The 13548-nt window shown below is 62.9% G+C and carries 14 protein-coding genes; 3 read left to right on the forward strand and 11 right to left on the reverse strand.

All coding sequences use genetic code 11. From position 1 onward, the window contains the following. Window positions 1-45: 45 nt before the first annotated feature. The 6 genes from ACQK2L_RS10660 to ACQK2L_RS10685 form a co-directional block, all read right to left on the reverse strand. Window positions 46-345 carry a hypothetical protein gene (locus tag ACQK2L_RS10660; RefSeq protein WP_425396945.1) on the reverse strand — a complete coding sequence of 100 codons (300 nt, stop codon included), beginning with the start codon at window positions 343-345 and terminating at the stop codon, window positions 46-48. Window positions 346-383: 38 nt separating this feature from the next. Continuing rightward, a complete protein-coding gene (locus tag ACQK2L_RS10665; RefSeq protein WP_425396946.1) occupies window positions 384-881 on the reverse strand; it encodes a hypothetical protein in 498 nt (165 codons plus the stop codon). A 33-nt stretch (window positions 882-914) separates the two neighbouring features. After that, entirely contained in the window at window positions 915-1970 is a 1056-nt protein-coding gene (locus ACQK2L_RS10670; RefSeq protein WP_425396947.1) for a metallophosphoesterase family protein, read from the reverse strand. Window positions 1971-2072: 102 nt separating this feature from the next. Continuing rightward, window positions 2073-2801 carry a deoxyribonuclease V gene (nfi, locus tag ACQK2L_RS10675; protein WP_425396948.1) on the reverse strand — a complete coding sequence of 243 codons (729 nt, stop codon included), beginning with the start codon at window positions 2799-2801 and terminating at the stop codon, window positions 2073-2075. After that, on the reverse strand, window positions 2798-3943 hold the full coding sequence (locus tag ACQK2L_RS10680) for a glycosyltransferase (protein WP_425396949.1): 1146 nt from the start codon (window positions 3941-3943) through the stop codon (window positions 2798-2800). The genes nfi and ACQK2L_RS10680 overlap by 4 nt, the downstream gene beginning before the upstream one ends. A 131-nt stretch (window positions 3944-4074) precedes the next feature. After that, on the reverse strand, window positions 4075-5232 hold the full coding sequence (locus tag ACQK2L_RS10685; RefSeq protein WP_425396950.1) for a c-type cytochrome domain-containing protein: 1158 nt from the start codon (window positions 5230-5232) through the stop codon (window positions 4075-4077). Between the two features lie 159 nt (window positions 5233-5391). Between ACQK2L_RS10685 and ACQK2L_RS10690 the strand changes: the two genes are divergently transcribed. Then, window positions 5392-7164: a DUF885 domain-containing protein gene (locus tag ACQK2L_RS10690; RefSeq protein ID WP_425396951.1), complete on the forward strand. Its 1773-nt coding sequence runs from the start codon at window positions 5392-5394 to the stop codon at window positions 7162-7164. Window positions 7165-7201: 37 nt separating this feature from the next. Here ACQK2L_RS10690 and ACQK2L_RS10695 read toward each other — a convergent pair whose 3' ends face one another. Together ACQK2L_RS10695 and ACQK2L_RS10700 are read right to left on the reverse strand one after the other, a co-directional pair. Continuing rightward, window positions 7202-7948: a TSUP family transporter gene (locus ACQK2L_RS10695; protein WP_425396952.1), complete on the reverse strand. Its 747-nt coding sequence runs from the start codon at window positions 7946-7948 to the stop codon at window positions 7202-7204. 99 nt (window positions 7949-8047) lie between these two features. Beyond that, window positions 8048-8851, reverse strand: coding sequence for a hypothetical protein (locus tag ACQK2L_RS10700; RefSeq protein WP_425396953.1), 804 nt, complete (start codon window positions 8849-8851; stop codon window positions 8048-8050). A 134-nt stretch (window positions 8852-8985) separates the two neighbouring features. On the opposite strand from ACQK2L_RS10700, the gene ACQK2L_RS10705 reads away from it, so the two are divergent. Beyond that, window positions 8986-10233 (forward strand): glycosyltransferase, encoded by a 1248-nt coding sequence (locus tag ACQK2L_RS10705; RefSeq protein WP_425396954.1) that lies wholly within the window; start codon window positions 8986-8988, stop codon window positions 10231-10233. A 98-nt stretch (window positions 10234-10331) separates the two neighbouring features. On the opposite strand, the gene ACQK2L_RS10710 is transcribed toward ACQK2L_RS10705, so the two are convergent. Continuing rightward, window positions 10332-11141, reverse strand: a complete 810-nt coding sequence (locus ACQK2L_RS10710) for a tetratricopeptide repeat protein (protein WP_425396955.1) — start codon at window positions 11139-11141, stop codon at window positions 10332-10334. 299 nt (window positions 11142-11440) lie between these two features. Here ACQK2L_RS10710 and ACQK2L_RS10715 point away from each other — a divergent pair, with 299 nt between their 5' ends. Next, entirely contained in the window at window positions 11441-11974 is a 534-nt protein-coding gene (locus ACQK2L_RS10715) for a hypothetical protein (protein ID WP_425396956.1), read from the forward strand. Between the two features lie 33 nt (window positions 11975-12007). On the opposite strand, the gene ACQK2L_RS10720 is transcribed toward ACQK2L_RS10715, so the two are convergent. Further along, on the reverse strand, window positions 12008-12661 hold the full coding sequence (locus ACQK2L_RS10720; protein ID WP_425396957.1) for an anti-sigma factor family protein: 654 nt from the start codon (window positions 12659-12661) through the stop codon (window positions 12008-12010). Further along, window positions 12615-13268, reverse strand: a complete 654-nt coding sequence (locus ACQK2L_RS10725; protein ID WP_425396958.1) for an RNA polymerase sigma factor — start codon at window positions 13266-13268, stop codon at window positions 12615-12617. The genes ACQK2L_RS10720 and ACQK2L_RS10725 overlap by 47 nt, the downstream gene beginning before the upstream one ends. Between the last annotated feature and the right edge of the window lie 280 nt (window positions 13269-13548).

Below are 13548 nucleotides of genomic sequence, written 5' to 3' on the forward strand. Positions count from 1 at the left end.
TGTGAATCCACTAGTGGCCTGCACCGATTGTAGTCTACCCTTTTCTTACAAGAGCGGAGCGTTATACGAGAGCAAACCCAGCAAGAAAGACGCTACGTTAAATGTCGTTGCCAAGACAAGCCCGTGCCGTTTCACAAGTGTCAACCCGAGCAGGCAAAGCAGGCACCCCACCAAAAAGGCTATAGCAGCAGGGAAGGCGGCGAAGAACAGGGTGTAACCCAGCTCTGCTTCTTGTGAGTCGAAGGCAACGGCAAGCAGATGGCCGCTAACCCAGCCGAAGATGACGCCAGCAGGTAGCGTGATCGGCAGCAGGAGCATCATTGCTAACCCGTGTCGCTGATCCATGATTGTGCTCCAGTCTTGCTTGGTAAAATGGAACCGGCCTATGTCACCTCCATTTCTTCTACGTGCTGGATGTGCCACTCCGATTTGCTGTATTTCAGTCTCATGAAGAAGCTTCGAAATCTATTAGGCCCATTATCTATCGAAATGATGATGTACGCGTCGTTGTTTTTGGCGAGTGCGACATTTGCCTGCAATAGAGTGACGCTTCCCGAATCCGCCTTGAATTTTCGGAGGGCAATCAACTCGGGATACTGCTCCTGGAGAGTGCCTACGATCCGTTTGTCGAGCATATCTAAATCGCACAGCACGATCGTGGATGGGGTGTTCGCAGCGCTTAGTTGTTCGCGTAAGGCCCATTGGTAGGCTACTAGCTTCGCCCCGCCCAGGTCAGCGTTCTTCAGGTAGTACTGTTCAATGAACTCTTGCCCCTCAATGGGCATTGAACTAGAAGTCATACCTTCGCGACATCCGAGGCAGATCGCCAAGCTGCCCAGGAGGACCGGTATTGCGAGTGATGCCAGCTGAAGCCGAAACATGGCACTTCACTTTGGTCAGTGGGTTCACGCGCCCTAGCTAGTAGCAGGCGCTTTCGATGTCCGGCTATTCGCCCGCTCCAACTCTCGATCCCGAATCTCGCACACAATCTCCTCCCCCACCACCATGTTCGGGCGATCGGCCACCTTGAGTTCGGCCGGCGACTGGCCCACCCACTCGGTCTCTCGTCCCTCGATCGTCACGGTGAGCGTTTCTGGGTCGATCGACAGCACCGCGAACAGGGCTTGGCGGTAGGGGCAGGTGAACTCGAGGACCTTGTGCTTGGCGTGGATTTCCTTGGGGTAGCTGAAGTGCTGATAGTTGCCGCCCAGGTAGGCGTACGATGCCGAGTTGAGGTGCATGTACCTCACGCCGCCGATCACCAGCACGTCGTCGATGTGCGTGTGGCCGTTGATGGCCAGGATCACTTTATCGGCCGCGGCCGAGAGAACCTCTTGAACCTGCTCGGCGTTGTCGATCGGCACCGCGCCGGCCAGCGGCTGGTGCGACGCGACAACGATTGGGCCGGTGAGCGTGGCCAGTTGCTCGCGCAGCCACTCGAGTTGCTCCTTGCCGACGTACGTTGGGTAGCCCCCTTGGTGCGTGGGCGAGCCCTTTTCGTTGCAGTCGAGCACCACCAGTTGCACGCCGCCGACGTCGGCCGTGTAGTACCGCTTGGGCATGCCCCACACATCGAGGCATTGCTGCTTGGTGTGCCCGGCGTCGGTGTCGTGGTTGCCAATCACGTGCAGCGACTTCTTGTGCAGCGAGTTGAACTGGTCGATCACCGCGCGGTTCTTTTCATTCGGATAGGCAAAGTCGCCTAGTTGCATCACCGCGTCGAGTTCATGCTCCTTCATCGAGTCGGCGAACGCCTGCATCCGCTCCGGACCATCGTGCATGAGGTCATGGTGCAAGTCGGCAATGAGTCCGATCCGCACAGGACCCTTCAGCGAGCCAACCGCCGCCCTCGACACCATGGGCCACACCATCGAACACAGCGGCACGGCCGAAAGCCCCAACACTCGCCGCCGCGACCATCGGCCGTTTAGAGTCAACCCTTGCCGGGGGAGCTGGTTTTCCAATGCCATCGTGGGGCCCTCACGTGAGCGGTGGGAAGAAACAACCCACGTGTTTGTACCGCGCCGGCGGGCTGGTGGCCAGCATTGAGCGAGTAAACTGTCTACTCAACCCTAACCGCCGGCCGCGCGTCGCCAATCCGCATGCAACTCCTCCAACGTCTTCCCAGCCGCGCACTGGTGGGCGCGGCGCGTTGGCTCCGGCAGGCGGTAGCCGGTGCTGCAAGCCAGGGCGTGGTCGAGCGCCGTGGGTAGGTCCATGCGGTGGCCGGGCGAGATGAACACTGGCTTCACCGAGTCGCGGGTGCGGAGCACACCGCCGATCACCTCGGGCGGCTTGGTGTTCGGGTCGATGATTTCGGTGTAGCTGCCGGCCGTCTCGGCTGGTTCGTCCCATTGGCCGATGAAGTGAGTTTTCGCGCACCCGATGGTCGATACGTCGAGCACCAGGCCCAGGTGCGACGCGATGCCGAGTCGGCGCGGATGCACGTAGCCGTGGCCGTCTACCATCACCAGGTCGACGTTGTGCGTGAGCTGTTCGAACGCTTCGAGCAGCACGGGGATTTCGCGAAACGAGAGCAGCCCGGGCACGTAGGGGAATGGAGAGGGCATTGACGCAGTGGCCACTTCGAGCGGTTCGAGCGTCGTGTAGTCGAACACCACGACCGCCGCCTTGGAAGTCGCTTCACGCCACCGCGGGCCGGTCACGCTGACGTCGACACCTGCCACCAGGCGCGGCGCGTGGCGGGGTGGTTGGAGCACTAGTTGCGGACGCAGCTTCTCCTGCAGCTCGCGCGCTTCGCTTGGTGTGAGATCCCAACGGTGATTGGCTTTGGGCTTCACGGTTTGCTTTGCGCCGCTTCGCGATACAGATCGATGTACCCTTGAGCGACGCGGTCGGAGTCGAGCCATTGTTGGATGTACTGGCGACCTTGCTCGCCGCGCGCGGCGAGGGCCGTGCGATCGGAGAGTAGCTTGGCGAGCGTCTCCGCGAGTGGCTCGGGCTGGTTGTCGGTGATGGTGCTGCCGGCCGCTTCGATCTCCGGCCAAATGTCGACGCCGCGCGTGGTGACGACCGGCGTGCCGCACACCAGCGACTCGGGCAGCACCAGCCCGAAGTTCTCCTGGTGCGTCGGCAGCACGAACAAGTCGGCCGCCTGGTAAAGCGACAACTTGGTGTCGCCCTGCACCAGACCGACGAAGTGCGTGCGGTCGGCGATGCCCAGCTCGCTGGCGAGCGACTTGAGCTGCTCGATGTACGCCGCTTCGCCTGGCCCGGCGACGAACAGTTGAAAGCTGGTGCCGCGATCGACGAGCAGCTTCGCCGCGCGCAACAGCAGGTCGACTCCCTTCTTGGGATGCAATCGACTGAGGAACAATAGCTTGGCCTCGTCGGTCGCCAGCGCCGGGAAGGTCTCGCGGGCTAGCTCAGGGCCCGGCAGTGATTCGGGGTCTGGCATGTCGACTACCAGCGGCAGCACGACCGATTGGGCGCGAGGGTACCACTTGCCCGCCTGCTGGGCTTCGCCCTCGGCGGTGCAGTGCACGCGGTACGCCCCTTCGAGCATCCGCCGCCCGGCGAGCCACAGGTACACCCGCTTTTTGAGTCCCTTGTGCGCCATGCACCAATCGTCGAGCATGCCGTGCACGCTGACGATGTAGGGTTTGCGCACTGCCTGCGCACGCTTGGCCGCTGACGTGTTGCGTCGATCCCACGGCGTATGCAGATGGACGACATCGGCCGTTTCGTACGCTTGGTTTAGCGCTTCGTCGGCGCCGGCGTCGATCACCCGCGGCGTATTGGGCTCTTTGCCCCACGCGGCGGGAACGTCCTGAGCATCGTACGTCGCGAGCGTGACCTCGCAGCCTTGTGCAGCCAGTACGTTGCACAGATCGATCACACACCGCACAACACCGCCCGCTTCCTCGCGAACAGCGTCGAGGTAGTGCAGCACTTGGAGCGGTTTAGGAGGAGTGTCGGTCAACAGGAAAGCTGTAAGCTTGGGGAGGTAAGTTTGGAGATGCGAGATTCCGGAACGGTCGCCGTGGTGTTGCCCTCCCCGGCCGCTACGGCGTCCGACCCTCCCGCAAGCGGGAGGGTGTAATAGATGTAGCGTCAGGCGGCTTCGCCCTCGGCTGGTTTCTCTTCGGCTTGCTCGGCGGGCGCCTCGGCCGGCTTGTCGAGTGCTTCGAGTTGCTTCTTGATGTCGGCCGCGCGTTCGGTGGCCGACTTCTGATCGGCTTCGGCCGTTTCGAGGGTCTTCTTGGCTTCCTCAATCGCCTTGGCCGCGGTGGCTTGTTGCTCTTCGACGCGCTTCAGCTCGGCGTTCAAACGCTCGCGGACCACGCCGGGATGATCCCAACCGAGGTTTACTTCCAAGCCGGGCGTGGCCTTCTCGAGGGCCTTGGCGGCGTCGTAGCTGGCGGCCGTTTGCCACATGTAGAGCTTTCGCAGGCTGGGCGCGGCCTTCAGTGCTTCGAGCGAAGCGTCGGTCGCCTTGGTGCTGTGCAGGTTCAGGTAGTTGAGGTACGTCATGCCAGCCAGCGCCGAAGCGGTCGCGTCGCCGACTTCGGTCTTTTCCAGGTGCAGCGTGTCGAGGTACTTGAACTGCTTGAGCGACTCGGCCGACGCGTCGGTGATCTTGGTGCCGGAGAGATCGAGCTCGACCAACTGCCCCGCGAGCGGAACCAGCTTGGCGACCGTTTCATCGGTCACCTGGTCGCGCGACGAGGGGAAGCTCACCCGCAGTTCATGGCTACCGGAGTAGAGCGGAATCACCAGCGCGCCGGTTTCTTCAGCGGCTGCGATCGCGTCGGGCGAGGCGGCTTCGAGTTCCGGGCGCTCGGGCAGCGGGGCCTCGTCGGTCGGCTTCTCTTCCATCGCTTCGGCGGCGGGTGCGTCGGCCGTGGCAAACTTGGCCCCTTCGGCGACCCACTGCTTGATGATTTCGATGTCTTCCTTACTTAGCGGATCGGCGTTCTTCGGCATCCGCTTGCGATCGTCCTTCGGCAGCACTAGCCGCTCGTACAGCTCGCTCTCGTCGGGCTTGCCGGCCACCAACAGGTGGTCGTCTTTCTTGGCCGCGGCTTGGATCGCGTCGACCGTGTGCAGCTTCAATCCGCCCAGGCCTTTTTCCGCGCCATGGCAGCCATAGCAATTGGCTTCGAGGATCGGCGCGACCTGTTTTTCGAAATCAATCGACGACTCCGCCAACACGACGGGCGCGACGCCAACGCACAGCAAGGATGCAAACAGCCTGGGAAGCAAACGCATGGGAAGAACTCCGGATGCAGGTGGGCAGGGGAATACCACCCCAGTTTAACCACGCGCCGCCCGAGACTCCAGCAGCGCCGGATGTCGCGAAGCCGGGCAACTGATAAGATGGCAGGTTCGCTGAGTAGGCCGCCTGTTTCCGCCCGGAGATGATCCTCGATGAATGCAACATATCGGCGTTTTTTGCAGACCGCGACTCTGATAATTCTGCCCGCCGCGGCGGTGCTGGCCGAATCGGAGTCGGACAAGCTGCACCAGCTGATCGACGACAGCTGGGAGTTCCGCCTGGCCGAGTCGCCCCAGATGGCCACGACCGTGGGCGACCATCGAGCGAACCACCGCCTCGATTCGCTGACGCCGGAGGACATCGAGCGGAGGGCGGCCAAGACCGCGGAGTTCCTCCAGCGGCTGGAAGCGATCAACCGCGACGAGCTTTCCGGCGACGATCGCATCCACTACGCGGTGCTGCAGCGCGAGTTCGACAACGATCTGGCCGAGCACCGCTTCAAGACTCACCTGACACCGATCAACAATCGCTCGGGCTTTCACATCGAGTTCCCCGAACTCCGCCGCCGCGTGCCGCTGGTGACCACCAAGGACTACGAGAACTACATCGCCCGCCTGAACGACTTTGGCCGCTACGCCGACGAGCACATCGCGCTGATGCGCGAGGGCGTGCGGCTGGGCTACACGATGCCCTCGGTGATCATGGAAGGCAGCCTCGACTCGGTCGACGCGCACGTGGTGAGCGACCCCGAGCGGAGCTTGATGTACGAACCGCTGAGCGAGATTCCTGCTACCGTGCCGGCCAGCGAACACCAGCGCTTGCAGGAGGCCGCCCGCGCGGCAATCACCAAGAGTGTCGTACCGGCCTACGAGCGGTTTGGCGAGTTCATGCGGACCGAGTACCTGCCCAACTGCCGCGACACGATCGCCGCCCGCGCGCTACCCGATGGGGCGGAGTTTTATCGGTATCGCGCGGTGAAGCACACCACGCTCGACGACATCACACCCGAGGCGATTCATCGTCGCGGGCTGGCGGAGGTGAAACGCATTCGCGGCGAGATGGATGAGATCATCGAGCAAGTCGGTTTCGAAGGCGACTTCAAACAGTTCGTCGAGCACCTGCGGACCGATCCAAAATTCTACGCCAAGACTCCCGAAGAGCTGCAGCAACACACCGCACTGATCTGCAAACGCATGGACGGCAAGCTGCCCGAGTTGTTTCGCGTGCTGCCGCGGATGCCATACGGCTTGCGGCCGATCCCCGACTACATCGCCCCCAAGACCACCGCGGCCTACTACCAACCACCGGCGGGCGACGGAACCCGCGCGGGGTACTACTGCTTGAACACCTACGACCTGCCGAGCCGCCCGCTGTACATGCTCGAGGCGCTTTCGTACCACGAAGCGGTGCCGGGCCATCACTTGCAGATCGCGCTACAGTACGAACTGGAGGACCTGCCCGAGTTCCGCAAGTTCGCCGGGTTCAACGTGTACGTGGAGGGTTGGGCGCTCTACTCCGAGCGACTGGGGTTGGAGGTCGGCTTCTACCAGGACCCGTATAGCGACTTCGGCCGGCTGTCGATGGAGATCTGGCGAGCTTGCCGGTTGGTGGTCGACCCGGGCATGCACTACCTCGGTTGGACGCGGCAGCAGGCCATCGACTACATGGCCGAGAACACCGCGCTGTCGATGCTCGACATTCGCTCGGAGGTCGACCGCTACATCGGTTGGCCCGGCCAGGCCGTGGCGTACAAGATTGGCGAACTGCGAATTCGCGAACTGCGGGCGATGGCCGAAGCGGAACTGGACGAGAAGTTCGACGTCCGCGACTTCCACGCCGTGGTGCTGGGAAGCGGAGCCGTGCCGCTGGACGTGCTGGAAGAGAACGTGCGCGCGTGGGTGGAGAGCGTGAAAGAGAGCGAGTGAGTACTCCCAGGGAAGCTGCTAGCGGTTGTCTTGAATGCTAAGAGCTTGTCGTGGTCAGCAGCGCTCGCACGAGGATCACCACGGCCGACAGTCCTGCAATGCCCAGCACTGCGGGGCGGGTGGTGTGCTGGTCGAGTAGCCGCACGGTGTAGCGCGAGATGGCGAAGCCGAGAAAGATGCCAGGCAGCAGTAGCAGGCCGAGCAGGATGTCTTTGAAGTTGAACTCGCCCACGGCTGCGAGGCAGACCATCGAGATCGTCGCGCCGATGGCAAAGATGGCCGACAGCGTCGAACGAATGTGCGAGCCATGCTGCGACTGGTAAACCAGCGCCATCGCCGGGCCGCCAATGGCCGACACGGTGTTGCAGATGCCCGACACACAACTGGCGAGCACCAGGTTCGTGGTGGTAAACGGCAGCGAGAATCCGCTAAAGCTGATGCCCACGGCCACCAGCACCACCACGGCGAACAAGATGCTGAATAGTCGCTCGTCGATTTGGCTCACGACGTACGCGGTGGGAATCGTGGCCACGAGTCGGGCGGCGGACGAGATGATCACCTCGCGTTTGACCACCGCGTGACGCTCGCGCATGAACATCATCACGGTTAGCACTGTGGCCGCCAGCATCAGCGAGCCAGGCACGAACCGCGGAGAGACCATCAACAAGATAGGCGCCGACACCACCGCCAGCCCGAAGCCCACGGAACCCTGCACCATGGCCCCCACCGTGGTAGCGGCGATGCCAATCAGGATGTGCACCACAGGGACGCCGAACAGTTCCACGGAATGATCTATCGCAGGGCGGGAAGGGCAGGGGGAAGGATGCTATTGTCCCTGGTGGCCAGGGGTTGGTCAAACCGGAGGCGATGCACGCCCCCCACGCTACCCCACCAGAACCGACAGAAAACTCATCACCACATAAAACACCAGCAGCAGCCAGGCGCCAGTGGCCACTGCGCGGGGTGGGTTGGGCAAGGTGGCCGAGGCGATCACCGCGGCGCCCAGCAACAAGCCAAGGACCAACGTGCCCGCTGCGAAGCCGAATCGCAGCATGGTGAACAGCACGACGCAGGTCATCGTGGCCAGCATCAACAAGTCTTGCGTTGTAAACGCAAAGTGCGGTGGATTGGTGAAAGTCATAGTATCGTCACCCGGCGGGGCGCTGGCGCGCGGGGCTTTGGGCGGATCGTTCTGAGGCCGATCGAACTTCGACACGCCGTCGTCCTTGAACCGCTCCTGGTGCCGGCGGTAGAGTTCGTCGCGCTTGGCTTCCCACTGTTGCAGCCGCTGTTGCTCCTGCCAGGTGAACCAGCCGTAAGCGGCCGCCAGGCCGAGGAACGTCAGCACCAGCAGCATCGCTCCCAGGCCACCGATGATGTACTTGCCGACGACAAACATCACCGCTAGCGCGGTCATCGCCCACAGCAGGTGCTTGACGCCGAACTGAAACCGCAGGCCTTTCACATAGTCTTCGATATCATCCGAAATGGCCGCCTGGTCGCGGTACAGGTCGTCGATGTCGACCGACTTCGACGCCTGATCGACCGCCTCGGCCGCGCGGCGCTTCTCGCCGGCGATGATCTCTTCGTCGGGCGGCATCAACTCGTAGTCGTCCTCCTCCCCGGCGTCCGGATCTTCGCCACGGTAGAACGTCTCGCGATCGAATTCGTCGTCCAGCGGTGGCATGCGAGGTTGGTGTTTGGAGTTGTGCGTTGAAGGGGGGCGGTCACGTGTGGGCGCTGGTCCGATTATACTTGCCCGAGACCCGAAGCACTGCCTACCGGCACCACCCACGAACGGCCACGGACAACGGACCACTGATGCACTTCATTGTAACGGCCATCGGCAGCTACGGCGACGTGCATCCGATGGTCGGCTTGGGCAAGCGGCTCGCCGAGCGGGGGCACCGCGTGACTGTGGTCTCGAACCCCTATTTTGCCCCGGTGGTCGAACGAGCCGGGCTCGAACTGGCCGGCCTCCTCACGGCCGACGACTACCAGCGGCTGATTGAGTACCCGCACGTCTGGCATCCCACGAAGAGCGTGCCGTACTTGTTTCGCGAGGCGGTCGTCAACCTGATGCGCCCGATGTACGAGTTGATCGACCAACTGTACACGCCCGGCGAGTCGGTCGTGGCGGCTCACACGTTGGACGCTGCCAGTCGCGTGTTCCGCGAACGAGCCGGCGCGGCAGTGGCCACGGTCACCTTCGCGCCGCAAGCCATCTGGAGCCGCCACCGCGCGCCCGAACTGGGCGCGGTGCCCGTTGGTCCGGCGTGGCCGCGGTGGTGGAACGAGACCGTGTTCTGGTTTGGCAATCGGTTGGTGGTCGATGCCGCGCTTACCAAGCCGCTCAACGCGTGGCGTCGCGAACTCGACCTTCCGCCGGTCCGCAGGCTGTTCCCCGACTGGTGGTTCGCTTCCGATACGAACATCTGTCTGTTCCCCGAGTGGTTCGGTCCGGTGCAGCCCGACTGGCCGCGGCCGGTCGAAGCCGTGGGCTTTCCGCTGTGGGATGCAGGCGACACCACACCGCTGCCGGTGGACGTGGAAGCGTTCGTCGCCGACGGAGAGCCGCCGCTGGTCTTCACGCCCGGCACGGCCAACACTCAGGCTGCTGACTTCTTTCGCGTGGCCGTCGAAGTGTGCGAGCGACTTGGTCGGCGAGGGCTGCTGCTTACCAAGTTCGCCAATCAGGTGCCGAGTGACCTGCCTCCGAGCGTCAAACACGTGGAGTTCGTTCCGCTCTCGGTACTGCTGCCCCGCTGCGCCGCGTTCGTCCACCACGGCGGGATCGGTTCCTGTTCGCAGGGCTTGGCCGCGGGTGTGCCTCAACTCATCCGGCCGCTGGCGTTCGACCAGTACGACAACGCCGCACGGCTTTGCCACTTGGGCGTCGCCAAGAAGCTGCGCGTCAAACGATTCACCACGCCGCGCGTTGCACAGGCGGTCGAGCGATTGACGAGTTCTCAGTCGGTCGCCGAAAGCTGCCAGAAGTATGCACGAATGTGCGAGACTAGCGGACTCGACCGCGCGTGCGAGTTGCTGGAACGCGTCGGCGATAGCTAATGGGTGGCTGGGGACGAGCTCCGCGAGCCCCCAGCAGGTTGAACTCTGTGGGCTCGCAAGACTCAACCACAGGCACCCTAACTTCGTCCGACTGACCGTTAGTACTTCACCGAAGGCTGCCAGTTCGCGCCCAGGCGTGTGCCGGAGTTGTTGGTCATCGGCGGAACCGCCGGGCTGCCGGCCGCGTTGAGCGTGGCCACGCGGGCAGCGACATCGGGCTGGAAGCGGTTGATCTCCAGCGAGCGATTGTAGTTCGCCAGCGCCTGAGCGTGGTCGCCCGACTGATCGCGCAAGCGGCCGAGCGCCGTGAGCGCGCGGGCGTTGTTGGGATCGATGTTCAGCGCTTCGACCAGCGTGGCCTTGGCGTCTTCGGGGCGGCTGGTCTCTTCGTACAGTCGGGCTAGTTCGATCCGCGCCGAGGGATCGGTCGGGCTTTGCTGGATCCAGGCCGAGAGCAGGCGGAACGCATCCTCCTGTCGACCGGTCTCGCTCAACAGCACGGCCAAACCGCGGTAGCACTCGGCGTGGCTGGGATCGCGTTCCAGGCATTGGTTGTACAACACCTCGGCTTGCGTCAGGTCGTTGGGCCGGTTGTACATGGTGCCCGCTTTGTGCAGCGACGCGGCCAGGTTGTAGTAGCCGTTGGCCGACGCGGGATCGTTGGCAATGGCTTCCTGGAATCGCACCGACGCCTGCTGGTAGTTGCCTTGTTGGTAAAGCCGCACTCCTTCGGAGTTGAGCGCCTGGCTGTTCAGGTTGTTGCAGCCAGACAGCGCGGCAAGCAGCAGCGCGGCGGTAGCAGGAGCGATCCATCGCTGGGGTTGGGCGTACACGTCGAAGGCCTCGCACTTCGGGGGACGAGTTTTGCCCGCTGCCTTGGCAGGGCCGCGGGTTGGCGGGTCGTGCATCCGTACACGGATCCCGCTGGCGCCATTTTCTCGGCGGCAGAACCGTACCAAGTGGTCCAAACCGACGCAATACGAACCTCCGAGCCCGCTCCAGCCGTAACTGCTTGCCCCGACTGGCGCAGCCGGAAAATCGGGCAATTTTGCTTAAATCGCAGTTCTTTCCTAGGAGGTACATTTTCCAGTGCTAGCTTTCCGATTTTCAATTTCACACGGACGGTGCTGTCACCCATCGGCGAGTCAGCGGCCATCGGCAGGCTGCGGACCCCCTAAGTTTCCCGCTTCGACAGGAGACCTCCGTCGTGCCCACGCGTAAGACCAGCCAAGCGAAGAACACCAAGAAGGCAACCAAGAAGGCCAGCCCCAAGCGGGCCTCCGGCGGCTCTGCTAGCAAGACCACGAAGAAGCGTGCCACCAAGAAGAAGGCCGCTACGAAGAAGACTGCCAAGAAGGCCTCCGCCAAGAAGGCCGGTGATGAAGAGGTGACCATCGATCGCCGCCGTAAGAATCGCCGTGAGGAAGAAAACACCGCCGCCGAGCCCAAGCTCGAGCGTCGCAAAAAGGTTAACCGTCGCCGTCAAATCGATCCCACCACCTGCGAACGCGACTACAGCGACCAGGAAGTGGAGTTCATGAATGCACTGGATGAATACAAGCGGACCAGCGGCCGCATGTTCCCCACCTGCAGCGAAGTGCTGGAGGTGATTCGCGGGCTGGGTTATGTGCAACTCTCGCCGACCGAACTGGCGGCTCGCGCTCCCGAGGAGCCGATCGACTCGGAGCCCGTCAACGACGAAGCGCTGGACGAAGCGGAATTGGAAGCCGAACTCGTTTAAGTCACACGCTGGGCAGGCGACGGCAGGTTTGCCTTACGAGACCAACGCGTAAGTGGGGGGCTCCAGGTAACCTGTCTCGCCCTGCGTGGCGGGGCCGACTTCCGACTCACCCGGCCAGATGGACCGGAACGTGTCGAGAGCGCGGCGGAACAACTGCCCGTCGCTCGAAGCTTCTGTCTCGACTGCCTGGCTGCCTTGCGTCTGCATGCCGACCAGCGAGAACGAAGCAAGTCCCTGGCCCGTGCGGTAGAACATCTCGCTGCCGGGCATGTCGACCGCCGGCGTGGCGATCGTCGAAGCACCTGCGTCCACCGCCATGCGATCGGCCGCAGGTTGCCCTGGCGGGGTGGCCACGTCTTCACTCTGGCGCAGTACGCCTACCGCCACCAGCACGCAAGCCGCTAGCGCTACGGCCCATTGCAGCCATGGGGTGCGCGCGGAGTTGGCTGCCGATGTCGTTTGGGCAACTGGCTTGTTGAGATCGGCCATCACTCGGTCGGCCAGTCCGTCGATCGTTGGCTCGTCGGCCGCGGGTGCAGGAACGCGCGCAACGGCCGTGTATGCGATAGCTAACGCTTCGCATTCGGGACAGTTGGCCATGTGCTGACGAATGGCCTGGTCGTCGGCTGGGTCTTGGCGGCTATCCAGTAAGGCTTGCAGCCGCTCTTGGAATTGCAGGCAGTGCATGTTGTATCTCGCTACGATCGACTCTCTCTTCAACTTTCTCAACGACACCACGACGAATCAGCCGAGCGGCCGTCTCCTGTCGGGCGCGGTGAATCCATGTCTTCACCGTGCCCACCGGAACCGACATCACCTCGGCGATCTCCGCGTAAGCCAGTTGTTCGTAATGGAACAGCTCGAACGCCTGACGATACTCGGGTCGCAGTTCTCCTAACGCCAGTGCCACTTCTTCTGTCAACTGTTTCAGTCGCTGCGCTCCGTCCCGGCGAGCCGGCAACTCGTCGGCCAACACCTGCTGGTCGCACACGAGCGGCTTGCGTTTCGACAAGGCAGTGCGGCAACGGTTTGCCGCGATCGCCAGCAGCCATGGCCGCAACGCCCGAGTGCTGTCCCACCGCTCGAGGCTGCGCAGCGCCCGAACGAAGCTTTCCTGCACCACGTCCTCGGCGTCGTGCCGATTGCCCAGCATCCGCTGGCACAACCGCAGCACCATCGGCTGATGACGTTCGACCAGCTGGCGCATGGCCGACTGGTCGCCCCCGCGCGCTTGCAGTGCGAGCGCCCGGTCAACCTCATCCTCTTGGCCCGGTTGTCTGTCGTTGTCGGACAAGTTGCTATACCAATCGCGGTGGTGTTCGTAGAGAGATACCCAGGCAGTTCGGCCTCGGTTTCAGGATATTGGCTGTTAAGCCCCGCGGTGACCGGAATTCCTATTAGAACACCCCGGACGAAGGGCTACTACAGCGAAAATACGGTATTTATGCGGGTTTCGTAGCTTCGCGGACCGCGTAGCAATCCACTTTCCGTAGCTTCCGTCGCCAGACGGAGGACGAGTTGGGATCGTAGTTCCCCAATTCACATCCATGGGCCCAAAACCCCCACAGTCTTGC

The sequence above is a fragment of the Aeoliella sp. genome, from assembly GCF_965227375.1.
Taxonomy (GTDB): domain Bacteria; phylum Planctomycetota; class Planctomycetia; order Pirellulales; family Lacipirellulaceae; genus Aeoliella.

What these genes read in the sequence shown, in the direction of transcription:
- ACQK2L_RS10660 (WP_425396945.1), bottom strand. Translation starts at nt 345, where the DNA reads ATGGATCAGCGACACGGGTTAGCAATGATGCTCCTGCTGCCGATCACG.
- ACQK2L_RS10665 (WP_425396946.1), bottom strand. Translation starts at nt 881, where the DNA reads ATGTTTCGGCTTCAGCTGGCATCACTCGCAATACCGGTCCTCCTGGGC.
- ACQK2L_RS10670 (WP_425396947.1), bottom strand. Translation starts at nt 1,970, where the DNA reads ATGGCATTGGAAAACCAGCTCCCCCGGCAAGGGTTGACTCTAAACGGC.
- ACQK2L_RS10685 (WP_425396950.1), bottom strand. Translation starts at nt 5,232, where the DNA reads ATGCGTTTGCTTCCCAGGCTGTTTGCATCCTTGCTGTGCGTTGGCGTC.
- ACQK2L_RS10690 (WP_425396951.1), top strand. Translation starts at nt 5,392, where the DNA reads ATGAATGCAACATATCGGCGTTTTTTGCAGACCGCGACTCTGATAATT.
- ACQK2L_RS10700 (WP_425396953.1), bottom strand. Translation starts at nt 8,851, where the DNA reads ATGCCACCGCTGGACGACGAATTCGATCGCGAGACGTTCTACCGTGGC.
- ACQK2L_RS10705 (WP_425396954.1), top strand. Translation starts at nt 8,986, where the DNA reads ATGCACTTCATTGTAACGGCCATCGGCAGCTACGGCGACGTGCATCCG.
- ACQK2L_RS10710 (WP_425396955.1), bottom strand. Translation starts at nt 11,141, where the DNA reads ATGCACGACCCGCCAACCCGCGGCCCTGCCAAGGCAGCGGGCAAAACT.
- ACQK2L_RS10720 (WP_425396957.1), bottom strand. Translation starts at nt 12,661, where the DNA reads ATGCACTGCCTGCAATTCCAAGAGCGGCTGCAAGCCTTACTGGATAGC.